A 20914-nucleotide genomic window follows, 5' to 3' on the forward strand; every position below is an offset into this window, starting at 1 on the left:
GAGGGGCTCGATCTTGCAGGAACGAACGGGCATGGTAGTGATCTGGAGGCACGCTCCGCTCGAGCGCCCATGATCCTATCCGCCGAGGAGGAACTCCCGATGTCGAACCGTTTCGCCCGCTTCTTGACCCTGGCCGGCCTGTTGTCGCTACTGGCCCTGGTTCCGCCCGCCTTCGCCCAGCAGGCCTCGCCGGGGGCTGCCGGCGCCGATGTCACCACCGAACAGTTCCGTGACTGGGAGGTCGCCTGCCCCAGCGAGGGTGGAGGCAACTGCACGATGAACCAGGTGGTCAACGACCCGGGCGGCAATCAACCCCTGATGCAGGTGATCGTGGCGTATCCGCCGCAGCTCGACGGGCCGGCGATGACCTTCCTGCTGCCGCTCGGCGTGCGCCTCGCCCCTGGCCTGCAGCTCCAGGTGGGTGGCGGAGAGCCGGCCCAGTTCCCCTACCAGGTCTGCATGCAGCAGGGCTGCCGTGCCGACCTGCCCCTCCAGCCGTCCCTGCTCGAGGCACTGCGTGGCGGCAACACGGCCACCCTGAGCCTGATCGACCCGCGCGGCGAGCGCATCGACCTGGACATCTCGCTGATGGGCTTTACCTCCGCTAGCCAGCGCATCACGCCCTGATCGCTTCCCCATGCCAAAAGGCCCCGGTCGCATGACCGGGGCCTTTTCGATGGAGCTCCGCAGCGACGCGACTAGCGCAGTACGCCCTCTTCCTGGAGCAGCTTGAAGATCGCCTCGGCGCCCTGCTCCGGCGTCACGTCGGTGAGCACCTGGCCACCGCCGCCCTCCGCCTTGGCGGCGGCGGCCTTGAAGCGATCCCGGGCCGAGGCCGCCTTGACGATCTTCAGGCGCTTGGGCCGCTTGCGGGCCGGCGCCAGCTGCCACTCGGCCAGCTCCCGGTCGGGCTCGGCGGGGACCGAGGTCGCCTCGAGCTCGGCCCGGCGGGCCGGGCCGAAGGCGCTCTGGCGCGCCACGGGGGCCGCCCCATCCACGCTGACGATGGCCGGCAGGCGCACCTTGAGGCGCCGCCGCTGGCCCCGGGGCAGGGCCTGCAACAGGGTCGCCACGCCGTTCTCGATCGTCTCCACCGCGGCCAGGCCATTGACCAGCGGCCAGCCCAGGCGCTCGGCCAGGGCATAGGGCAAGAGCCCCGAGCCTTCGCCGCGCTCCGCCCGGGCGCCGGTGATCACCAGTTGCGGCGGCGCCGCGGCCAGGTGCTCGGCCAGGGCCGGGATGGCATCGCTGCCCTCGGCCTGCTCCAGCAGCGTCAGGCTCTCCAGCCCCATGCCCAGGTAGCCGCGCAGCGCCGCTTCGCTCTCCTCGCCGCGCGGGCCGGCATGCAGCAGGCTGACCCGGCTGCCGGGCAGCTGACGCTCCAGGCCCAGGGCCAACTCCAGGCCGCGGGCATCCTGATCGGCGCGGCGAGCGCGCCCGGTGATGGGGTGGCAACCCACCGAGACCAGTACCGCCACCTCGACTCCCTGCTGTTCAGGCCGCATCGCGCTGCCCTCCTCGCTGCTGTTCCACCTTGGCCACCAGGGCGGCGAGGATCTCGCCGCTGTCGCTGACCACCGCCAGGTCGGCGCGCTTGATCATGTCGCATCCGGGGTCGAGGTTGATGGCCACCACCTTGTCGCAGCTCTGGATGCCCTGCAGGTGCTGGATGGCCCCACTGATGCCCACCGCCAGGTAGACCCGAGCGGTGACCCAGGTGCCGGTGGCCCCCACCTGGCGATGGCGTTCCATAAAGCCGTCATCGACAGCCACGCGGGAGGCCCCTTCGGTGGCCCCCAGCACCCTGGCGGCATGGTGGAAGCCGTCCCAATCCTTGACGCCGTTGCCGCCGGAGACGATGAACTCCGCCTCGGCCAGCGCCACCCCGGCGGGATCCACCGCCACTTGGCCCAGGTCCTCGATCCGCGAGAAGGCGCTGGGAATCGCCTCCGCCAGGCTCAGCGGCTCGGCGGCGTGACGGGTCTCGTCCACCGGCTCGGCACACTCGGCCAGGGCCAGGGCGACCCGCGGCAGGGGCCGCTGGATATCCAGGCTCTCCGCCGCGCCGCGGGCGGTGCAACGCCAGCCCAGCGGTGCCTCGCCATCGGCCTCGATCTGCCAGACCCCGGTGGCGGGCCGCTCGCCCAGGCGCAGCGCCAGGCGCCGCCCCAGATCGGCCCCGCCCAGGGGGGAATCGGGCAGCAGCCAGTGACGCGGCGCCAACTCCCGCTCCACGGCGGAGAGCGCCGCCAGGCGCGCCTCGGGGGCGAAGCCGGCATAGGCGTCGTCGTCGAGGTGCAGCAGGCGATCGATGCCCGCTTCGCCGAAGCCCTCCTCCTTGTGCTCGCCGAACACCACGGCCAGCACGGCACCGGGGCGCTCGGGGTCGGCATCGGCCAGGCGCCGGGCCAGGCCCAGCAGGTCCTTGTCGTGGCCGGACAGGCGACCGCCGGAGAGTTCCGGCACCACCGCCACCAGGAAGGCCGGGGCCTCGATGGTGACGTTGCGACGGCTATCCTGGGCCGCCTGGCGGGTACTGCCCGCGGCCTGGCCGCCCTGCTGGGCGCCGCTGCGGTCGATGCGCTTGACGCCATTGGGGCCGATGAAGCCGATGGCATGGGGGTTCTTGCGCACCACCCCGTTGGGCCCCAGCCACTCGCTGGCCGCGCCCTGGCCGCGCTCGGCCAGCACCTCCAGGTGCTGCGGGTGCAGCCGGTTCCGGGCGATCCATTCCTTGCGCGGATCGCGACGCTTGATCTCGTTCATCACACCACCTCCACGGCCTGGGGCCGGACGGTTTCGCCGGTCGCCTGGGGCGCCTCCGTCAGAGCGTCGGCGACCAGCTCGGCGATGTCCCGGACCTCGGCGCCGGCATCGACGACCCCCTCCAGCATGGCGGTGCACTGCGGGCAACCCACCGCCACCAGCTCGGCACCGGTCGCCTCGACGTCGTTCATGCGCATGTCGGGAATCCGCTGCTTGCCGGGAATATCGGTGATCGGCGCCCCGCCACCGCCGCCACAGCAGCGCGAGCGGAAGCCGGAGCGCTCCATCTCCGCCACCTGGATGCCCAGGGCCGCCAGCACCCGGCGCGGCGCCTCGAACTCGCCGTTGTAGCGGCCCAGGTAGCAGGGGTCATGATAGGTGACGCGCCCGCCCTTCCAGGGCTTGAAGGCGAGCCGCCCGGCGTCATACAGCTCGGCGATAAAGGTGCTGTGGTGCTGGACCGCATAGTGCCCGCCCAGCTCGCCGTATTCGTTGCCCAGCACATGGAAGCTGTGCGGGTCACAGGTGACGATGTGCCGGAAGCGGTATTTGGCCAGGGTGGCGATATTGCGCCGGGCCAGTGACTGGAAGGTCGCCTCGTCACCCAACCGTCGCGCCACGTCGCCGCTGTCGCGCTCCTCGTTGCCGAGCACCGCGAAATCCACCTCGGCGGCGCGCAGCACCTTGACCAGGGCCCTCAGGGTGCGCTGATTGCGCATATCGTAGGCGCCGTCGCCCAGCCACAGCAGCACCTCGGCCTCGCCTCGCTCGGCCATCATGGGCAGGTCGAGATCGGCGGCCCAGTGCAGCCGCGCGCCGGGGTCGAAGCCGCCGGGATTGTCGGTGGCGATCAGGTTGTCGAGCACCTCGGCGCCCTTGTTGGGAGTGTTGCCGTGCTCGAGGGTGAGGAAACGGCGCATATCGACGATGGCATCGACGTGCTCGATCATCATCGGGCACTCCTCGACGCAGGCGCGGCAGGTGGTGCAGGACCACAGGGTCTCGGCGTCCACCAGCGCCTCGCCCTCCCGGGCGACGATGGGCCCGTGGGGGTTGCCGTGATGTTCCCCCACGGGTTTTCCGGGATAGGGGCTGCCGGCATAGGCGGCGTCGCTGCCGCCAGCCAGGCCCACCACCATGTCCTGGATCAACTTCTTGGGGTTGAGCGGCTGGCCGGCGGCGAAGGCCGGGCAGACCGCCTCGCAGCGCCCGCACTGCACGCAGGCGTCGAAACCGAGCAGCTGGTTCCAGGTGAAGTCGCTGGGCGTCTCCACCCCCAGCTTGGCCTCAGGGTCGTCGAGATCCAGCGCCTTGAGGCCTGTCGAACGCCCTCCGCCGAAGCGTTCGGGACGGCGATGGAAGGCCAGATGCAGGGCGCCGGCGAAGGCGTGCTTCATGGGCCCGCCCCAGGTCATGCCGAAGACCATCTCACCCAGGCCCCAGACCACCACCGCGGCCAGCGCCAGCGCCAGGATCCAGCTACCGAAGTCTTCGGGCAGCACGCCCACCGTCGGCAGGGTGATCAGGAAGACGCCCAGGGAGAAGGCCATCAGGCTCTTGGGCAGGCGCATCCAGGGTCCCTTGGACAGGCGCGCCGGTGGGTGACGGCGGCGCCTGGCCACGAACAGGCTGCCCACGAACATGCAGGCGCTGGCCGCCAGCAGCGCCCAGCCCAGCACGCCCCCCAGTCCTTCTGAAGAGCCCAGCCCCAGGCCATGCACCAGGATCATCAGCACGGCGGCGGCCACGAAGCCGCCGGCGGTGGCCACATGAGTGTTGGACATCACCTTGTCGCGCTCCACCACATGGTGGAGGTCGACCAGGTAGCGGCGCGGCATGGCCGCCAGCCCCTTGAGCAGCGGCACGGGCGACGGCCGCCCCTGGCGCCACAGGCGAACACGCCGCCAGGCGCCGATCACCGCCAGGCCCAGGGCGGAAAAGATCAGTATCGGCAATAGCGTCTCGAGCATGGTGCTCACCTCATAGGCGAGCCGGAAGCTGGAAGCCGGAAGCTGGAAGAAAGGGCAAAAGGCCGCGTTTCACTTCCAGCTTCAAGCTTCTGGCATCCAGCGGGTGGTCAGAAGTCCTTGCAGATCCGCAGGGCATCGTAGATGGCCGCGTGGGTGTTGCGTGGCGCCGTGCAGTCACCCAGGCGGAACAGCAGGAAGCCATCCCCCGCCTCGCTCAGGCAGGGCTGGGGCTGGATGGCGTAGAGCGCCTCCAGGTCCAGCTGGCCCTTGTTGCGCGACTGCTCCTTGAGGGCATAGTAGAGGCCCTCGTCGGGACGCACGCCGTTCTCCACCACCACCTGGTCGACCACCCGCTCTTCCAGGGCGCCGGTGTACTCGTTCTCGAGCACCGCCACCAGGCCGTCGCCCTCGCGGTAGACCCTGTGCAGCGCGAGGTCCGAGGTCATGATCACCTCTTTCTCGTAGAGGCTGCGGTAGTAGGTGGGGAAGGTGGTGCCGCCCACCGCCGCGCCGGGCTTGATGTCGTCGGTGACGATTTCCACCTTGGCGCCCTTGTCGGCCAGGAAGTCCGCCGCCGAGACCCCGGAGAACTCGCAGATGGCATCAAAGATCAGCACGTTCCTACCCGGCGCCACCTTGCCCGAGAGGATGTCCCAGGTGCTCACCACCAGGCTCTCCTCGGGGGACTCGGAATAGCCCCACTCCGGGTGCTGGCTCAGGAAGGGCTGACCGCCGGTGGCCAGCACCACGATGTCCGGGCGCAGGTCGAGGAGGGTCGCCTCGTCGGCCAGGGTACCCAGGCGCAGGTCGACCTTGAGACGCGCCAGCTCCAGCTGATACCAGCGGGTGATGCCGGCAATCTGGTCGCGCTGCGGGGCCTGGGCGGCGATGGTGATCTGCCCGCCCAAGGCCTCCGCGGCCTCGAACAGGGTCACCTCATGGCCGCGCTCGGCGGCGACCCGGGCCGCCTCCATGCCACCGGGACCACCGCCCACCACCACGACCTTGCGTTTGGGGCCCTCGCTCTTCTCGATGATATGGGGCAGGCCCATATACTCCCGGGAGGTGGCGGCGTTCTGGATGCACAGCACGTCCAGGCCCTGGTACTGGCGGTCGATGCAGTAGTTGGCGCCCACGCACTGCTTGATCTGGTCCACCTGGCCCATCTTGATCTTGGCGATCAGGTGCGGGTCGGCGATATGCGCCCGGGTCATGCCCACCAGGTCCACATAGCCGCCCTCGAGGATCCGCTGGGCCTGGTTGGGATCCTTGATGTTCTGGGCATGGATCACCGGCACGCCGACCACTTCCTTGATGCCCGCCGCCAGGTGCAGGAAGGGCTCCGGCGGGTAGGACATGTTGGGAATCACGTTGGCCAGCGAGTTGTGGGTATCGCAGCCGGAGCCGATCACGCCGAAGAAGTCCACCTGGCCGGTGGCGTCATAGTAGGCGGCGATCCGCTTCATGTCCTCGTGGGTGAGGCCGTCCGGGTGGAATTCGTCGCCGCAGATACGCATGCCCACCACGAAGTCGTCGCCCACCTCGGCGCGCACCGCCTTGAGCACCTCCATGCCGAAGCGCATGCGGTTCTCGAAGCTGCCGCCCCACTGGTCCTCGCGCTTGTTGACCCGCGGGCTCCAGAACTGGTCGATCAGGTGCTGGTGCACGGCGGACAGCTCGACGCCATCCAGGCCGCCCTCCTTGGCCCGGCGCGCGGCCTGGGCGAAGTCACCGATGATGCGCCAGATCTCCTCCTCCTCGATGGTCTTGCAGGTGGAGCGGTGCACCGGCTCGCGGATGCCGGAGGGCGACAGCAGGGTCGTCCAGTCGAAGCCATCCCAGCGGGAGCGGCGCCCCATGTGGGTGATCTGGATCATGATCCTGCCGCCATGCTTGTGCACGGCATCGGCGAGATTCTGGAAGTGCGGGATGATGCGGTCGGTGGCGAGGTTCACCGAGCTCCACCAGGCCTGGGGGCTGTCGATGGAGACCACCGAGGAGCCGCCGCAGATGGCCAGACCGCAGCCGCCCTTGGCCTTCTCCTCGTAGTACTTGACGTAGCGGTCGGTGGTCATGCCGCCGTCGGTGGCGTAGACCTCGGCGTGGGCGGTGCTGACCACGCGGTTGCGGATGGTCAGGTTGCCGATCTGGATCGGCTGGAAGAGTGCGTCGAATGCCATGGTCGTGACTCCTCAGCCCCGGTGGGTGTCGAGCGGACGGGTAACGAAGATGCCCACGTCGCAGCCTTCCTCGGCGGCGCTCTGGGTCTGTTCGGCGACGGTACGCAGCTCGCTGCCCCGGGCGGCGAGAATCTGGTCCATGGCCCCGGCGAACCAGCCGGTGAACATGTACTCGACCTTGCGACCCACCTTGCCCAGTTGGTAGACGAAGGCGCTGTGCTCCAGGCGCACCCGAGCCATCCCGGCGTCGAGGTCGATCGCCTCGGTGATGAAATGGCCCCAGCCGCGCTGGGACAGGCGCGTCATGTAGTGCTCGAACACCGCCTCGCCCTCGAGGCCGTGCAGTTCGGCCTCCTTCTCGCACCAGTGCCAGGCGCTCTTGTAGCCGGCGTGGTAGAGGATCTCGGCATACTTCTCGGCGCCCAGCGCCTCCTCCACGGCCACATGGTTGTTGATGAAGAAGTGCCGCGGCACATAGAGCATGGGCAGGGCATCGGTGGTCCAGACGCCGGTTTCGCTATCCACTTCGATGGGCAGTTCGGGGGCCATCTTGGTCACGGTCGAATTCCTCTGAAATCGTTGTTAGGTGTAAAGCTGCGGGCTGTCAGGCGCCCCAGACGTCCTTCAGCACGCGGACCCAGTTCTCGCCCATGATCTTGCGCACCTGAGGCTCGCTGAAGCCGCGGCGCAGCAGGGCCTCGGTGAGGTTGGGGAACTCGCCGATGGTGCGGATGCCTTCCGGGTTGATGATCTTGCCGAAGCGGGTCAGGCGGCGGGCATAGCCCTTGTCATGGGTCAGCCACTCGAAGAAGTCCTGGCCGTGGCCCTGGGTGAAGTCGGTGCCGATGCCGATGGCGTCCTCGCCGACGATGTTCATCACGTACTCGATGGCCTCGACGTAGTCGTCGACGGTGGCATCGACCCCGGCGCGCAGGAAGGGGGTGAACATGGTCACGCCGACGAAGCCGCCGTGGTCGGCGATGAACTTGAGCTCCTCGTCGGACTTGTTGCGCGGGTGCTCCTTGAGCCCGGAGGGCAGGCAGTGGGAGTAGCAGACCGGCTGCCTGGACTCGAGGATCACCTCCTCGGAGGTCTTGGCGCCCACGTGGGAGAGGTCGCACATGATACCGACGCGATTCATCTCGGCGACGATCTCGCGGCCGAAGTCGGAGAGACCGCCGTCACGCTCGTAGCAACCGGTGCCCACCAGGTTCTGGGTGTTGTAGCACATCTGCACGATGCCCACGCCGAGCTGCTTGAAGACCTCGACGTAGCCGATCTGGTCCTCGAAGGCGTGGGCGTTCTGGAAACCGTAGATGATCCCGGTCTTGCCCTCTTCCTTGGCCCGGGTGATGTCGGCAGTGGTACGCACCGGGCGCACCAGGTCGCTGCACTCGTCCATCAGTCGGTTGGACTTGACGATGTTGTCGACGGTGGCCTGGAAGCCCTCCCACACCGAGACGGTGCAGTTGGCGGCGGTCAGGCCGCCGCGGCGCATGTCCTCGAGCAGTTCACGGTTCCACTTGGCGATGATCAGGCCGTCGATGACGATGGCGTCGTCGTGCAATTCGCGGGGGGTCATGGGGAGTGCTCCGGCAGTGACGTTGACTTGCCGGCAGCATATCGCCGCCCCCCGGGACCTCGACGCCTGGAAGCGACGACGGGAATCCCAAAAGCGTCATCGCCGTCGTGGGTGGGAAAAAGCTCGTTACAGCTGCTGGAGGTAACCCGGACCGAGGTTGTTCATCTGGCGGCGGATCCAGGCACTGCGCCGCTCCACCTGCGGAGAGGGCCGCGCCGCATCCCGGCCACGCGGATCGGGCAGGATGGCCGCCAGGCGACTGGCCTGGTAGGCGTTGAGTTGCGCCGCCGAGACACCGAAGTAGTGCTGGGCGGCGGCTTCCAGGCCGAAGACGCCGCTGTCCCATTCGGCGATGTTGAGATAGACCTCGAGAATGCGCTGCTTGGGCCAGAGCGTCTCGAGGAGCAGGGCGAACCAGGCCTCGAGGCCCTTGCGTATCCAGCTGCGCCCGGTCCACAGGAAGAGGTTCTTGGCGGTCTGCTGGCTGATGGTACTGGCGCCGCGCAGCGTGGCCCCGTTGCGACTCGCCTCCCAGGCACGCCGCAGCTCCACCAGGTCGAAGCCTCGGTGGTGGCGGAAACGCTGGTCCTCGGCGGCGATCACCGCCAGCTTGGCGTGGTCCGAGATCTCGTCCCAACCGCGCCACCGCTGCTCGATGCGGATCGGCTCACGGGCGACCCAGGACTGCACCTTGCGCTCCACCATCACCATGGAGCCGTATACCGGCACCACGCGCAGCATCAGTACCAGGAGTACGGAGAGACCGGCGAAGCCGAGGACGAGCAGCAGAAGCAGGCGGCCGAGACGGCGCGGCCAGTCACCAAGCATGGGCCTTCTCGCGGATCGGGAGGAGACACCAGTATAGCGGCGGGGCCGCGCCCGGCGAAGGGGCACGGCCGTACCTCGTCGACCACGCAGTGCTAGCGGGGCGGCTGGAGCCTTACGCTGGCGTAGGTGGGTTCCCCCTGGGCCTTGGCGAGGGCCAGCACGGCACTGGAGACCGGCGGTTGCGCCGCCAGCGGCATCATCCCACCGGAGAGCGGCATGGCGAGGTCTTCGTCAACCCGGCCCGTGGGGGAGGGCGCGATGCCCCGGCGCTCATCGCGAGGGGGGACGCCGAAGAATTCCCGATAGCACTTGGAGAAGTGCGGCGTGGAGACGAAACCGCAGGCCGAGGCCACATCGATGATCGACAGCGACGTCTGCTTGAGCAGCTGGCGCGCCCGGGTCAGGCGCAGCTTGAGGTAGTAGCGGGACGGCGAGCAGTGCAGGTAACGCTCGAAGAGCCGTTCCAACTGGCGACGCGAGAGGTCGACGTACTCGGCCAGCTCGTCGAGGCAGATGGGTTCCTCCAGGTTGGCCTCCATCAGGGCGACGATCTCCAGCAGCTTGGGCTGGTTGGTCCCCAGGACGTGGCGCAGCGGGATCCGCTGATGGTCGTGCTCGCTGCGCATCCGCTCGTAGATGAACATCTCGGAGATGCCCGCTGCCAGCTCGCGGCCGTGATCGCGGCCGATGAGGTTGAGCATCATGTCCAGCGGCGCCGTGCCCCCCGAGGCCGTGGCCCGATCACGATCGATGCAGTACAGCCGGGTCGACAGCGGCACGCGTGGGAATGCCTCGCTCATGGCGGCCATGCACTCCCAGTGGATGCTGGTCTCGTAGCCGTCCAGCAGCCCTGCCTTGGCCAGCGCCCAACTGCCGGTGCAGATCGCGCCGAGGCGCCGCGACTGACGCGCCTGCCCCTGCAGCCAGGCAAGATGCTCGCGGCGCACGCTCTGGCCGGGGCCCACCCCTCCGCACACGATCACCATATCCATCGCCAGCGGTATGTTGGTGGCCACGTCCGCGGTGACCAGCAGGCCGTCACTGGCGCGGACGGGCGCCCCGTCCGGCGACAGGGTGAACCAGCGATAGAGCTCCCTTCCTGCCAGCTGGTTGGCCATGCGCAGCGGTTCGATGGCCGAAGCGAGCGAGATCAGGGTGAAACTGTCCAGCAGCAGGAAGCCCAGGGTCTGGGTACCGGCATGGGAAGGGGCTTGGGGGACGTTTGTCATGGCCGAGACATCTCCTCTGTGACGCCTGCGGAGGCGTCGTGTCGCTTTTCAATGTTGATCGAGCCCCCTGCCGTCGCAATCCGGCAAGGCTTCGAGAGAAGGTATCCTAGGATGTCGCAAACAGGCATGTGAAATTTGCCTATCGCTTCCCCCCATTCGGTGAATTCGAACAATGATGTCGCCTGCGGACATGCGTCGGTCGCGGGGCCCGCCCGGGCATGCCAATGCAGAGCACCCCGTCACGATCCGGGCTCGCCCCACCGACAGGAGATGGCGACGACCAGCGATCGCCGCCGGGTAAGGCGAGATCAGCGCCCGTGCAGCCGCTCGGCGTGGTAACGCAGGTGGTCCTCGATGAAGGAGGCGATGAAGTAGTAGCTGTGGTCGTAGCCCGGGTGACGACGCAGGGTCAGCGGATGGTCGTGCTCGGCACACACCGCCTCCAGCCGCTCGGGTCGCAGCTGCTGCTCGAGGAAGTCGTCGGCCTCGCCCTGGTCGACGAACAGCGGCTGGCTGGAGGCGCCACGGGCCACCAGCTCGCAGGCGTCGTACTGGGTCCACTGGCCGCGCTCCTCGCCGAGATAGCCCGCGAAGGCCTTCTGCCCCCAGGGACACTCGGTGGGATTGACGACGGGTGAGAAGGCCGATACCGAGCGGTAGTGGCCGGGGCGGCGCAGGGCCATCACCAGGGCCCCGTGGCCCCCCATGGAGTGGCCGCTGATCGACTCGCGACCGTTCACCGGGAAGTGCTGGCGCACCACGGACGGCAGTTCCTCGGCCACGTAGTCGTACATGCGGTAGTGGCGCTTCCAGGGCTCGCGGGTGGCGTTGACGTAGAAGCCGGCACCGGAGCCGAAGTCGTAGCTGTCGTGCTCGCCGGGCAGGTCGGTGCCGCGCGGGCTGGTGTCCGGGCAGACGATGGCGATGCCCAGTTCGGCGGCCAGGCGGTGGGCCCCGGCCTTCTGCATGAAGTTCTCGTCGGTGCAGGTCAGTCCCGACAGCCACCACAGCAACGGCACCCGCCGGGTCTCGGCCTGGGGGGGCAGGTAGATGGCGAACACCATTTCGCAATCCAGCGCCCGCGAACGGTGGCGATAGCGCTTGTGCCAGCCGCCGAAGCTCTTGTTGGCCGATACCGGCTCCAGGTGCTCCATCATGGTCATCGAATCACTCTCCTGGCGGCCGTGATGTCTCGGCCGCCGATCAGGGTCAAGGGCAATGCCAAGCGCTGGGCGCCGGGCGCCGGCCGCTCAATAGTGCAGCACGGTGCGGATGCTCTCGCCGCGATGCAGCAGGTCGAAGGCCTCGTTGATCTGCTCGAAGGGCAGGTCGTGGGTGATGAAATCGTCGATGTTGATCTCGCCGTTCATGTAGCGCTCCACGTAGCCGGGCAGCTCCGTGCGCCCCTTGACCCCGCCGAACGCCGAGCCCTTCCAGACCCGCCCGGTGACCAGCTGGAACGGCCGCGTGGAGATCTCCTCGCCGGCACCGGCCACGCCGATGATGATCGACTCGCCCCAGCCCTTGTGGCAGCACTCCAGCGCCGAGCGCATGACGTTGACGTTGCCGATGCACTCGAAGGAATAGTCGACCCCACCGTCGGTCAGGTCGACGATCACCTGCTGGATGGGATCGGCGTGGTCCTTGGGGTTGACGAACTCGGTGGCGCCGAACTGCTCGGCGAGCTGGAACTTCTCGGGGTTGACGTCGATGGCGATGATGCGGCTCGCCTTGGCCATCACCGCGCCCTGGATCACCGCCAGGCCGATGGCGCCCAGGCCGAACACCGCCACGGTGCTGCCCGGCTCCACCCTGGCGGTGTTCATCACCGCGCCGATGCCGGTGGTCACCCCGCAGCCCAGCAGGCAGATCTTGTCCAGCGGCGCCTGCTTGGACACCACCGCCAGCGACACCTCGGGCAGCACGGTGTATTCGCTGAAGGTGGAGGTGCCCATGTAGTGGTGCAGCATCTTGCCGTCCAGGGAGAAGCGGCTGGTGCCGTCGGGCATCACCCCCTTGCCCTGGGTGGCACGCACGCTACCGCAGAGGTTGGTCTTGCCCGAGAGGCAGAACTTGCACTGCCCGCACTCGGCGGTATACAGCGGGATGACGTGGTCGCCGGGCTTGACGCCGGTGACCCCCTCGCCCACCTCCTCGACGATGCCGGCGCCCTCGTGGCCCAGCACCGCCGGGAAATTGCCCTCCGGATCGGCCCCGGAGAGGGTGTAGGCGTCGGTGTGGCAGACGCTGGTAGCGGCGATCTTCACCAGTACCTCGCCGGCCTTGGGACCCTCGACGTCGATCTCGGTGAGCTCCAGCGGCTGGCCCGCTTCCAGGGCGATGGCGGCGCGTGATTTCATGCAGATATCCTCGTTTGGCAGTGTGTGAACCTGCCAATCAGTGTAGGCAATGCACCGTCTCGAGATAAACTGCATCAAACACATGACATTATTGTCGATGAGCAATAATCGACACAGGAGGGGTGAGGATGCAACGCTGGGATCGGGTCGAAGCCTTCGTCGAGGTGGTGCGTCTGGGGACCTTTGCCGCCGCCGCCCAACACCTCAAGGTCTCCAACTCCCATGTCAGTCGCCTGGTCAGCCAACTGGAGAACCAACTGGGTACTACCCTGCTCTATCGCACCACTCGCCAGATCCAGCTCACTGACGCCGGCGTCCTCTACTACGAGCATTGCCATCACCTCTTCGACAGCTTCCGCGAGGCCGAGTCTGCCATCAACGACCTTCAGGCACGGCCACAGGGGATACTCAAGCTGACCTCGGCAACCACCTTCGGTGAGCGCTTCATTGCCCCGCTGGTTAATGACTTCATGAAGCTGCACCCCAAGCTCGAGGTGCGCCTGCACTTCACCAACCGCCAGGTGGATATCATCGATGAGGGCTACGACATCGCCATCCGCATGGGGACGCTCAAGGACTCGACATTGATCGCCAGACGGCTCTGCGAGCGACATGAATACGTGGTCGGCTCCCCGGACTACTTCGCCCGGATCCCCCAGCCCCATACCCTGTCGGAGCTCGCGCATCACCGCTGTCTCGTCGGCTCGCGTGACCACTGGCGCTTCGATGTCAATGGGGAACGCCGTCAGGTGCGAGTAGCGGGGCCCTGGGAGGCCAACTCCGGACCCGCCCTGCTGGATGCAGCCCTCAAGGGGCTGGGATTGGCACAGCTTCCCGATTACTACGTGGATACCTACCTGGCCAGTGGAGAACTGGTCTCGGTACTCGACTCCTACCAGCACGACGACACCGCCGTCTGGGCGGTCTATCCGCGTCATCGACACCGTTCCCCCAAGGTGTACCAGTTCATCGACTACCTGGTCGAACATATCGAGGAGCGGCTTCCCGTGCGACGCTGAGGCGACCGTCTCGTTCGGTGACTCGCTGGACCGGCCGGATTGGAAAAAATCGGCGGGGTGCCATAGCTTGAAGGGCATGGTGTCCGGCATTGCACCGTCATTTACTTCGAGATTCAGATGAACAAGCCCATGTCTTCCTCAGGCATCGCCCGGGCGGCCAGCATGGTGATGCTGGTCCCTGCCCTGCTCTTCGCCCCCTCGGCATTGGCCAACGACTACCCCACCGAGACCCGCGTCGACTACGTGCTGGGCTGCATGGCCGCCAACGGTGACTCCTACCTGACCATGCAGAAGTGCTCCTGCAGCATCGACGTGATTGCCGAGCACCTCAACTACGAGGAGTACGAGGCGGCGGCGACGATAATGAGCCTGCAGGACAAGCGTGGCGAACTGGGGGTGCTGTTCCGCACCGAACCCGGCATGCAGGACCGGCTGCGGGAGCTGCGCCAGGCCCAGGCCGACGCCAACCTGCGCTGCTTCTGAGGCCCCATGGCTCGCCGTCCCTTTGCCCCCGCCGCGGGCGCACTGCTCGCGGCCAGCCTGCTCGCCGTCCCGGTCCCGGCCGATGAGACGGCCGAGGGCGAGCGGCTGTTTCGCGCCCAGTGCCTGGGCTGTCACAGCCTGGAGCCGGGGAAACACCTGGCCGGCCCCAGCCTGCACGGCCTGATCGGGCGCCCGGCCGGCAGCGTCGAGGACTTCGACTACTCCCCGGTGCTGCGCGAGGCCGAGTTCGTCTGGAGTGCCGAGACCCTCGACGCCTTCCTGACGGACCCCGAGGCCTTCCTGCCCGGCACCCGCATGGTGTTCTGGGGGCTCGAGGCGACGCCGCGCCGGCGGGTCATCCACTTCCTCGAGTCCCGCGCCGCCGGGGCCGAGCGCTGAGGGGCGATCAGTCGCCGGCCCCGCCCTTGCGCGCCATCAGGCCCCGCGAGGGGTTGTAGCCGAGGATCGCCAGCCCCAGCAGCACCAGGGTCACCGTCACGCTGATCAGGATCGCCTCGCCATTGACGCGCTCGTAGAGCGCGAAGCGGATCATCTCCACCGCATGGGTGAAGGGATTGAGGGCGGCGATCTGGTAGACCAGGTGGCTGCCCTCGCGGAGGCGCCACAGCGGATAGAGCGCCGAGGAGAGGAAGAACATCGGGAAGATCACGAAGTTCATGATCCCGGCGAAGTTCTCCAGCTGACGCACGAAGGTGGACAGCAGCAGTCCCAGGGCGCCGACCATGCAGCCGCTGACCAGCAGCGCCGGCAGGATCCACAGATAGCCGGCCAGCGGCGCCTGGATGCCGTACCACCCGGCGATGGCCAGGAAGACGTAGACCTGCACCACCGACACCAGGGTACTGGCCAGCAGCTTGCACACCAGCAGGTACCAGCGCGGGAAGGGACTCACCAGCAGCACCCGCATGCTGCCCATCTCGCGGTCGTAGACCATGGAGAGCGAACTCTGCATGCCGTTGAACAGCTGGATCATGCCCACCAGCCCCGGCACGATGTAGACCTCGTAGAGGATGTAGGTCTGGTAGGGCTCGGTCATGGCCACGCCCAGCGCCATGCGGAAGCCGGCGGCGAACACGAACAGCCATACCAGCGGGCGCACCAAGGCGGCGAGGAAGCGGCTGCGCTGGTGCAGGAAGCGCAGCAGCTCGCGACCGACCACGCCGCGCAGGCAGTGCAGCCAGGGCATCAGACGCATGGCGCGTCCTCCCCCACCAGCCGGTCGAAGGCCTCGCCGAGGGTGGCGACGCCGAGCCGGGCGGTGAGCGCCTCGGCCGTGCTGTCGGCGAGCAGTCGCCCGCGATGCAGCACCAGCACCCGGTCGCCGGGGCGCACCTCGTCGATCAGGTGGGTGGCCCAGAGTACCGCCACCCCTTCCTCGGCGCACAGCCGGTGGGCGTGCTCGACCAGGTCGCGTCGCGAGGCGACGTCGAGCCCCACGGTGGGCTCATCGAGCAGCAGCAGGCGCGGCTCGTGGAGCAGCCCCCGGGCGATCTCCACCCGCCGGCGCTGTCCGCCGGAGAGCCGGCGCACCCGCCTGCGCCGGAGTTCGGCGAGCCCCACCCGGGTCAGTTGCGCCTCGCCGCGCCGCCGCGCCTCGCCCGGGCCCATGCCGTGCAGGGCGCCGTGATAGGCGAGGTTCTGGGCCACGTTGAGGTCCAGGTCCAGGGTCGGCTGCTGGAACACCACGCCGATGCGGGCGTGGGCCTGGACCGCCTGGCGGCGCACGTCGAAGCCGCCGATGCGGATCTCGCCGCGGCGACGGTCGTGCAGGCGGGTGATCAGCGAGAACAGCGTGGTCTTGCCGGCGCCGTTGGGACCCAGCAGCACCGCGAACTCCCCGGCCGCGATGGCCAGGGAGACCGCGTCCAGCACCGGCGTGCCGGCGTAGGCGAAACTCAGCTCACGCACTTCGAGGGCCGGCTCGCCCCCGTCGTGGGCGGAAACGTCACTCACGGCTCGACGACCACCCCCCAGGGGAAGCGCCCCACCGGGATCGACTTGACCGCTTCCAGGCCGTCGACCTCGATCACGGTGACGTCGCCGCTGACCCCGTTGGTGGTGTAGAGACGGCTCTCGTCGCCGTTGAGGGCCAGGTGCCAGACCCGCTGGCCGACCAGGATATAGTCGAGCACCTCGTAGCTCTGCTGGTCCACCACCGCCACGCGGTTGGAGGGCCCCAGGGCCACGAAGGCGTAGCGGCCATCGGCGGTCAACTCGACCCCCACCGCCTGGACGGTCTCCCGGGGCACGCCCGGCACCTCGAAGCGGATGGTGTGCTCGACGTCGAAGGTCTCCTCCATGTCGAGGATCGACACCGTGCCGGCGATCTCCGCCGAGACCCAGGCCTCGCGGCCGTCGTGGGTGAACTCGGCGTGGCGCGGCCGGGCGCCCACCAGGCGATGGTACACCGCCTCCATGCGCTCGGCATCGACGATATGCGCCATGTTGGAGGTCTCGGTGGTGGAGACCAGCCAGCGCCCGTCGGGACTGATGCCGAGTCCCTCGGGCTCGACCCCCACCGGGATCTCGGTGACCCGGGTGCGGGCCTCGTAGTCGAGCACCGTGACGATGTTGTCGTCCTCGTTGGAAACATAGAGGTAGGGGCGGTTGGGGTCGACGCGGATCACCTCGGGATCCTCGCCGGAGGACTGGCTGCGCACCACCTCCAGGGTCTCCAGGTCGATCATGTCGATGGCCTCGTCGTCGCCCACCGCCACGAACAGCTCGCTGCCATCGTGGCTGAACGCCATCGAGCGGGGCCGCCGGCCGACCTGGATGGTCTCGACCACCTCGAGGCTCTCGCCGTCGATCACCGAGAGGGTGTTGTCCTTCTCGTTGGAGACGAAGATGCGCTCCGCCTGGGCGGCCAGCGGCAGCGCCAGCAGGCCGCCCAGCGCCAGTCCCAGGGCGACGGGCGGGATGGCAGGCCGGCGGGCCCGCGAACTCAGAAGCGACATGACGATTCCCCCTCGTCGGCGCCGAGCGAATCGAGCGGCGTGCGTGGATGCAGGTAGCCCTCCTGGGGCGAGACGGACGCCACCATGCGCGGGCCGGTGATCAGGATCGGCTGGCGCAGCTGGTGGTTCCAGGTGCGGTAGCTGACCGGCAGGCCCAGGTAGCCGGCGAGCTCGAACTCCTCGCCGAGCATATAGTCGAGGACCGTCTCCCGATCGACGGCCCCGGTCCTGGCCGCCGCCTCACCCAGCGAGCGCACCGCCAGCCAGGCGCCGAAGTCGCGGGGGGTCATCCAGCGGTCGGCGAGATCCTCGAAGCGCCGCTGCAGCTGGACGCCCCCCCAGGACTCGTGGGCCCGGTGCCAGGCGGTGGCGATCAGTCCCTGGGTCCCCACCACCGGACGCGGCGCCCAGGTCTGGTAGGGGAAGTACTCGCCGAAGTAGTCGGTCTCGTCGGCGATCACCAGGACGTCGTACTCCGGGAAGTCCTGGACGAACACCGGGATCTCGCGCTGGATGGCATGGAAGCCGCCCTCGGCGCGCCGCGACATGGGGTCGTGGGGCCACATCTTCTCCCCCACGATGCGATGGCCATAGCGTTCCGCCGCGGCGCGCAGTGCCTCGGCCAGCAGGCGATCCTCGTCGGTGTTGCCGTAGACCAGCGTCCAGCGCTGCCACTGCTTGTAGCCGAGGAACTGGGCCAGGGCATCGGCCAGCATCCGCCGGCTCGGGGTGGTGTGGTAGAGGTTGGGATGGCAGGACTCGCCGCGCAGGACGTCGTCCGGCGCCCGGGCGTTGAACACCGCCCGATCGCCCAGGGCGGGATGCGCCATCAGCTCCAGCAGCGCCTCGGCGGGCAGGTCGCTGACGATCCAGTCGGCGCCCTGGTCGATCAACCGCTCGAGGGCCTCGCCCACTTCGCCATCCACGGCGATCTCTTCCTCGTGCAGCACGAATTCCTGGTCCAGGAACTGCGCCGTGGCGTTGTTGTCGTCGATGGCGAGCCGGGCGCCCTGGAGGCCCTCGTCGTCGAGCACCGGGTCGAGCACCGAGAGCGGCTCCCGGTCATCGGGCCGCTCCATGCCCAGATAGCCCAGGGTGAGGGTGTCCGGCGTGTCGGCCGACAGGGCCGCCGACCACCCCAGGCCGACGGCGATCCCGCTCACCACCAGCCAGTGGAAGGGGCGTGACAAGGTCTCCATGCATGCTCCTCAGGCAGCCGAAACTGCCACGGTCGTGGTGGGCGTTGCGACGATCCTGGCCGGGGCAGGCAAGCGCCCCATCGGCTAGGGCAGTCGTTCCCTGATCACCCGCACCATCCGGCCGAGCCGCTCCTCGAGCAGGTAGGGTTGCTCGCACATGGCCGGCAGCGCCTGCTGGCGCCGCTCGAAGGTGCGCTGTTCCCAGAACAGCCGTTCGGAGAGGCGCTCGATCTCCGCCTCCTCCGCGCTCTCGTCGGCCCGCCGCTCCTCGAGTTCGTCGACCATCCCGGCGATGGCGTCGAGGCGGGCCAGCTGGGCCCTGGCGGCCTGGCGAATGGCGTCGATGGCATGGCCCCGTTGTCGATTGGTGAGTTCGAAGAGGCCGGCGAACAGCAGCGTCAGCCGCCGCTCGGCCTCGGTGTCCTCCACCGAGGCGACGAAGTCGCGGACGCGTTCCAGGGCTTCGTCATCGGGCGTCTCGCGCGCGGTGGCGAAGCGCACCACGCGACCGATCTCCTCGTCCTCCCACCAGGCCTGTTCCAGCTCGTCCAGCGAGGGCCCGGTCCAGATGGTGCCCCAGGCCAGCTCGGGAATCAGGCGCTGCACACAGGGCCAGTCGGGCGGCCCCGCCGCCGCCCGCTGGGCCTCGGCCGGGGTCACGCCGGACAGCGTCAGGGCCGCCCCGACCCCGAGCACCAGCAGACGATGGGCGAAGGGGCCCGGGGATCTCATGATTCGCCTCCCGCGGCGGGAGCGAGCAGCTCGCCATGGCGGTCGAGCAACGGGACCCCATACTCCATCAGGATGGCGTTGATCCGGTCCTGGCGACGGTCGATGAAGTCGTTGAGCCAGTCCTTCCAGTGGGGCTCGCCGTGGCGGATGCCCATGGTGATGCGATACTCCAGGCGGGCCTCGGAATCGTCGTCGACCAGTGGTATGACCCTGAGCGGTGGGTCCTGACGCGCCGCATAGTAGCCGGCCAGCGGGCCCCACAGCACGGCACCCTCGGTGTTGCCGGCGACCACGTCGTCGATGGCGTCACGTACCGGCGCGCGTACCCGGGTGTCGACCATCAGCGGATAGCTCTCGATGCGAGCGCCGGCCCGACGCAGCACCACCAGGGGCGGTGTCTCCGTCACCACGCCGATGCGCCGATCCTGCAGCGCCGGATCCGTGAGGCTGGTGGCCTCGAGGTCCGACCCCTCGGGCACCACCAGGGAGTAGATGGAGCGGTAGTATTCGTTGGTGTTCTGCACGAACTCATAGCCGGCCGCGGCGCCGATCATGACGTCGCAGACCCGCAGCTCCAGGGTATTGCGCACGAACCCCATCACCTGTGGCGCCCAAACATAGACCAGGGGCACCCCCAGGTCCTCGGCCATCAACTCGGCGATGCGGTTCTCGAAGCCCTCGCCGGCCTCGTTGCTGAAGGGCAGGTTATTGCCGTCGGCACAGACCCTCAGCGCCTCACGCTCCTGGCGTTCCGGCAGGTCGGCAAGCACCGGGCCGCTGCCACCCCAGCAGGCCAGGGCGACCAGCAGCGCCAGCCGTCGGCAGGCTCCTCCTTTCATGCCACCTCCGCTTCCGGGAAGGGATACGTCGCCTCAGTCTGAACACCACCTGCGTTGCCGATGTTGCAGACTCAGCCTAGTCCTTGTCCTGGGTAGACGCCTCGGACTCCCCGTCCTCCTCCGGCGTCTCGGCCCCGTCCTGCGGGGCTCCCTCGGATTCCCTGTCCTTCCCTGACGTCTCGGCCTCTTCCTGCGCCGACGCGTCGGAGTCCGTGCCCTCTTCGGCCGCCTCGGCCTCTTCCTGCATCGACTCGATGATCTTCGGACGGCCACGCCCCAGCCCTCCCTCGCCGCGGGCACGCATGTAACTGTAGATGTTCTCTACGTTGGACATCACATAGGGATCGTCGGCGAAGGAGGGCATCACCCGGCCGGGCTGCACCTCGCGTCCGGAGGCGATGGTGCCGGCGAAGTCGGACCAGGTGCGTCGCTCGGCGGCACGGATCAGGCTGGGGGCGAAGGAGGAGCCCAGGCCGTCCGGTCCGTGACAGGCCATGCACGCCCGAGTATAGGTGATATAGCCCTCGTAGGTTGCCGGGTCGACCCTGCCGTCCTCGACGACGAAGGCGCCCGGCGCCTCACCGGTGCGGCGGTGCTCGTCGGCCAATCCCTGGGCAGCGAACAAGCCGAGCGTGACGGCCAGCAGGAGACACCGGCCCGGAAGCTTGTCGAGTTCCTTCATGCTGTGCGTCCTTTATCATGGCTTCGGGGTCAGGCTTCCGGGCCGATGCGCCCGGGCTGAATAAGAA

Annotated in this window: 21 protein-coding genes; 4 read left to right on the forward strand and 17 right to left on the reverse strand. The window is 68.4% G+C overall.

The genetic code is table 11. The features are described 5' to 3' along the window. The first annotated feature begins 99 nt into the window (after positions 1–99). The gene (locus QWY80_RS17885) at positions 100–627 is read left to right on the forward strand and encodes an invasion associated locus B family protein (protein ID WP_290234647.1); all 528 of its coding nucleotides are present in this window, start codon (positions 100–102) and stop codon (positions 625–627) included. Positions 628–698: 71 nt separating this feature from the next. On the opposite strand, the gene etfB is transcribed toward QWY80_RS17885, so the two are convergent. The 10 genes from etfB to QWY80_RS17935 all read right to left on the reverse strand — a co-directional run bounded on the left by etfB (position 699) and on the right by QWY80_RS17935 (position 12915). Beyond that, positions 699–1505, reverse strand: a complete 807-nt coding sequence (etfB, locus tag QWY80_RS17890) for an electron transfer flavoprotein subunit beta (protein WP_290234650.1) — start codon at positions 1503–1505, stop codon at positions 699–701. Continuing rightward, positions 1495–2766: an electron transfer flavoprotein subunit alpha gene (gene etfA / locus QWY80_RS17895; RefSeq protein WP_290234653.1), complete on the reverse strand. Its 1272-nt coding sequence runs from the start codon at positions 2764–2766 to the stop codon at positions 1495–1497. Before etfA ends, etfB begins: the two co-directional genes overlap by 11 nt. Then, the gene (locus tag QWY80_RS17900; protein ID WP_290234655.1) at positions 2766–4736 is read right to left on the reverse strand and encodes a (Fe-S)-binding protein; all 1971 of its coding nucleotides are present in this window, start codon (positions 4734–4736) and stop codon (positions 2766–2768) included. The genes etfA and QWY80_RS17900 overlap by 1 nt, the downstream gene beginning before the upstream one ends. 107 nt (positions 4737–4843) lie before the next feature. Then, a complete protein-coding gene (dgcA, locus tag QWY80_RS17905) occupies positions 4844–6916 on the reverse strand; it encodes a dimethylglycine demethylation protein DgcA (RefSeq protein WP_290234657.1) in 2073 nt (690 codons plus the stop codon). Between the two features lie 12 nt (positions 6917–6928). Next, positions 6929–7474: a 4-vinyl reductase gene (locus tag QWY80_RS17910; protein WP_290234658.1), complete on the reverse strand. Its 546-nt coding sequence runs from the start codon at positions 7472–7474 to the stop codon at positions 6929–6931. A gap of 46 nt (positions 7475–7520) precedes the next feature. Next, a complete protein-coding gene (locus QWY80_RS17915) occupies positions 7521–8498 on the reverse strand; it encodes a dipeptidase (RefSeq protein ID WP_290234660.1) in 978 nt (325 codons plus the stop codon). A 126-nt stretch (positions 8499–8624) separates the two neighbouring features. Then, the gene (mtgA, locus tag QWY80_RS17920; protein WP_290234663.1) at positions 8625–9326 is read right to left on the reverse strand and encodes a monofunctional biosynthetic peptidoglycan transglycosylase; all 702 of its coding nucleotides are present in this window, start codon (positions 9324–9326) and stop codon (positions 8625–8627) included. A 92-nt stretch (positions 9327–9418) separates the two neighbouring features. Then, positions 9419–10555: a choline metabolism transcriptional regulator GbdR gene (gbdR, locus tag QWY80_RS17925; RefSeq protein WP_290234666.1), complete on the reverse strand. Its 1137-nt coding sequence runs from the start codon at positions 10553–10555 to the stop codon at positions 9419–9421. 308 nt (positions 10556–10863) lie between these two features. Next, positions 10864–11718 carry an S-formylglutathione hydrolase gene (gene fghA / locus QWY80_RS17930; RefSeq protein WP_290234670.1) on the reverse strand — a complete coding sequence of 285 codons (855 nt, stop codon included), beginning with the start codon at positions 11716–11718 and terminating at the stop codon, positions 10864–10866. An 87-nt stretch (positions 11719–11805) separates the two neighbouring features. Continuing rightward, positions 11806–12915 (reverse strand): S-(hydroxymethyl)glutathione dehydrogenase/class III alcohol dehydrogenase, encoded by a 1110-nt coding sequence (locus tag QWY80_RS17935; protein WP_290234673.1) that lies wholly within the window; start codon positions 12913–12915, stop codon positions 11806–11808. 128 nt (positions 12916–13043) lie between these two features. Between QWY80_RS17935 and QWY80_RS17940 the strand changes: the two genes are divergently transcribed. From QWY80_RS17940 to QWY80_RS17950, 3 genes are all read left to right on the forward strand, one after another. Further along, positions 13044–13934 (forward strand): LysR family transcriptional regulator, encoded by an 891-nt coding sequence (locus QWY80_RS17940; protein WP_290234676.1) that lies wholly within the window; start codon positions 13044–13046, stop codon positions 13932–13934. A gap of 117 nt (positions 13935–14051) precedes the next feature. Then, positions 14052–14417: a hypothetical protein gene (locus QWY80_RS17945; protein ID WP_290234680.1), complete on the forward strand. Its 366-nt coding sequence runs from the start codon at positions 14052–14054 to the stop codon at positions 14415–14417. A gap of 6 nt (positions 14418–14423) precedes the next feature. Further along, a complete protein-coding gene (locus QWY80_RS17950) occupies positions 14424–14816 on the forward strand; it encodes a c-type cytochrome (protein WP_290234683.1) in 393 nt (130 codons plus the stop codon). A gap of 7 nt (positions 14817–14823) precedes the next feature. Here the strand turns inward: QWY80_RS17950 and QWY80_RS17955 are convergent, their stop codons facing one another. The 7 genes from QWY80_RS17955 to QWY80_RS17985 form a co-directional block, all read right to left on the reverse strand. Continuing rightward, entirely contained in the window at positions 14824–15633 is an 810-nt protein-coding gene (locus tag QWY80_RS17955) for an ABC transporter permease (protein WP_353960462.1), read from the reverse strand. Then, positions 15624–16391: an ATP-binding cassette domain-containing protein gene (locus QWY80_RS17960; RefSeq protein ID WP_290234685.1), complete on the reverse strand. Its 768-nt coding sequence runs from the start codon at positions 16389–16391 to the stop codon at positions 15624–15626. Before QWY80_RS17960 ends, QWY80_RS17955 begins: the two co-directional genes overlap by 10 nt. Then, complete coding sequence (locus QWY80_RS17965) at positions 16388–17395, reverse strand: PQQ-dependent catabolism-associated beta-propeller protein (protein ID WP_290234688.1); 1008 nt, start codon at positions 17393–17395, stop codon at positions 16388–16390. The genes QWY80_RS17960 and QWY80_RS17965 overlap by 4 nt, the downstream gene beginning before the upstream one ends. Further along, positions 17383–18594 (reverse strand): ABC transporter substrate-binding protein, encoded by a 1212-nt coding sequence (locus tag QWY80_RS17970; RefSeq protein WP_290234692.1) that lies wholly within the window; start codon positions 18592–18594, stop codon positions 17383–17385. The genes QWY80_RS17965 and QWY80_RS17970 overlap by 13 nt, the downstream gene beginning before the upstream one ends. 84 nt (positions 18595–18678) lie before the next feature. Next, complete coding sequence (locus QWY80_RS17975; RefSeq protein WP_290234695.1) at positions 18679–19326, reverse strand: hypothetical protein; 648 nt, start codon at positions 19324–19326, stop codon at positions 18679–18681. Then, positions 19323–20165 (reverse strand): quinoprotein dehydrogenase-associated putative ABC transporter substrate-binding protein, encoded by an 843-nt coding sequence (locus tag QWY80_RS17980; RefSeq protein WP_290234697.1) that lies wholly within the window; start codon positions 20163–20165, stop codon positions 19323–19325. The genes QWY80_RS17975 and QWY80_RS17980 overlap by 4 nt, the downstream gene beginning before the upstream one ends. A gap of 76 nt (positions 20166–20241) precedes the next feature. After that, positions 20242–20847 carry a c-type cytochrome gene (locus QWY80_RS17985; RefSeq protein ID WP_290234701.1) on the reverse strand — a complete coding sequence of 202 codons (606 nt, stop codon included), beginning with the start codon at positions 20845–20847 and terminating at the stop codon, positions 20242–20244. Between the last annotated feature and the right edge of the window lie 67 nt (positions 20848–20914).

This window comes from Halomonas ramblicola (assembly GCF_030409215.1).
In the GTDB taxonomy this organism is placed as follows: domain Bacteria; phylum Pseudomonadota; class Gammaproteobacteria; order Pseudomonadales; family Halomonadaceae; genus Halomonas; species Halomonas ramblicola.

What these genes read in the sequence shown, in the direction of transcription:
- gbdR (WP_290234666.1), bottom strand. Translation starts at nt 10,555, where the DNA reads ATGACAAACGTCCCCCAAGCCCCTTCCCATGCCGGTACCCAGACCCTG.
- QWY80_RS17885 (WP_290234647.1), top strand. Translation starts at nt 100, where the DNA reads ATGTCGAACCGTTTCGCCCGCTTCTTGACCCTGGCCGGCCTGTTGTCG.
- QWY80_RS17975 (WP_290234695.1), bottom strand. Translation starts at nt 19,326, where the DNA reads ATGAGATCCCCGGGCCCCTTCGCCCATCGTCTGCTGGTGCTCGGGGTC.
- QWY80_RS17985 (WP_290234701.1), bottom strand. Translation starts at nt 20,847, where the DNA reads ATGAAGGAACTCGACAAGCTTCCGGGCCGGTGTCTCCTGCTGGCCGTC.
- etfB (WP_290234650.1), bottom strand. Translation starts at nt 1,505, where the DNA reads ATGCGGCCTGAACAGCAGGGAGTCGAGGTGGCGGTACTGGTCTCGGTG.
- QWY80_RS17940 (WP_290234676.1), top strand. Translation starts at nt 13,044, where the DNA reads ATGCAACGCTGGGATCGGGTCGAAGCCTTCGTCGAGGTGGTGCGTCTG.
- QWY80_RS17950 (WP_290234683.1), top strand. Translation starts at nt 14,424, where the DNA reads ATGGCTCGCCGTCCCTTTGCCCCCGCCGCGGGCGCACTGCTCGCGGCC.
- QWY80_RS17945 (WP_290234680.1), top strand. Translation starts at nt 14,052, where the DNA reads ATGAACAAGCCCATGTCTTCCTCAGGCATCGCCCGGGCGGCCAGCATG.
- mtgA (WP_290234663.1), bottom strand. Translation starts at nt 9,326, where the DNA reads ATGCTTGGTGACTGGCCGCGCCGTCTCGGCCGCCTGCTTCTGCTGCTC.
- QWY80_RS17915 (WP_290234660.1), bottom strand. Translation starts at nt 8,498, where the DNA reads ATGACCCCCCGCGAATTGCACGACGACGCCATCGTCATCGACGGCCTG.
- QWY80_RS17980 (WP_290234697.1), bottom strand. Translation starts at nt 20,165, where the DNA reads ATGAAAGGAGGAGCCTGCCGACGGCTGGCGCTGCTGGTCGCCCTGGCC.
- etfA (WP_290234653.1), bottom strand. Translation starts at nt 2,766, where the DNA reads ATGAACGAGATCAAGCGTCGCGATCCGCGCAAGGAATGGATCGCCCGG.
- QWY80_RS17970 (WP_290234692.1), bottom strand. Translation starts at nt 18,594, where the DNA reads ATGGAGACCTTGTCACGCCCCTTCCACTGGCTGGTGGTGAGCGGGATC.
- dgcA (WP_290234657.1), bottom strand. Translation starts at nt 6,916, where the DNA reads ATGGCATTCGACGCACTCTTCCAGCCGATCCAGATCGGCAACCTGACC.
- QWY80_RS17965 (WP_290234688.1), bottom strand. Translation starts at nt 17,395, where the DNA reads ATGTCGCTTCTGAGTTCGCGGGCCCGCCGGCCTGCCATCCCGCCCGTC.
- QWY80_RS17935 (WP_290234673.1), bottom strand. Translation starts at nt 12,915, where the DNA reads ATGAAATCACGCGCCGCCATCGCCCTGGAAGCGGGCCAGCCGCTGGAG.
- fghA (WP_290234670.1), bottom strand. Translation starts at nt 11,718, where the DNA reads ATGACCATGATGGAGCACCTGGAGCCGGTATCGGCCAACAAGAGCTTC.
- QWY80_RS17955 (WP_353960462.1), bottom strand. Translation starts at nt 15,633, where the DNA reads ATGCGTCTGATGCCCTGGCTGCACTGCCTGCGCGGCGTGGTCGGTCGC.
- QWY80_RS17900 (WP_290234655.1), bottom strand. Translation starts at nt 4,736, where the DNA reads ATGCTCGAGACGCTATTGCCGATACTGATCTTTTCCGCCCTGGGCCTG.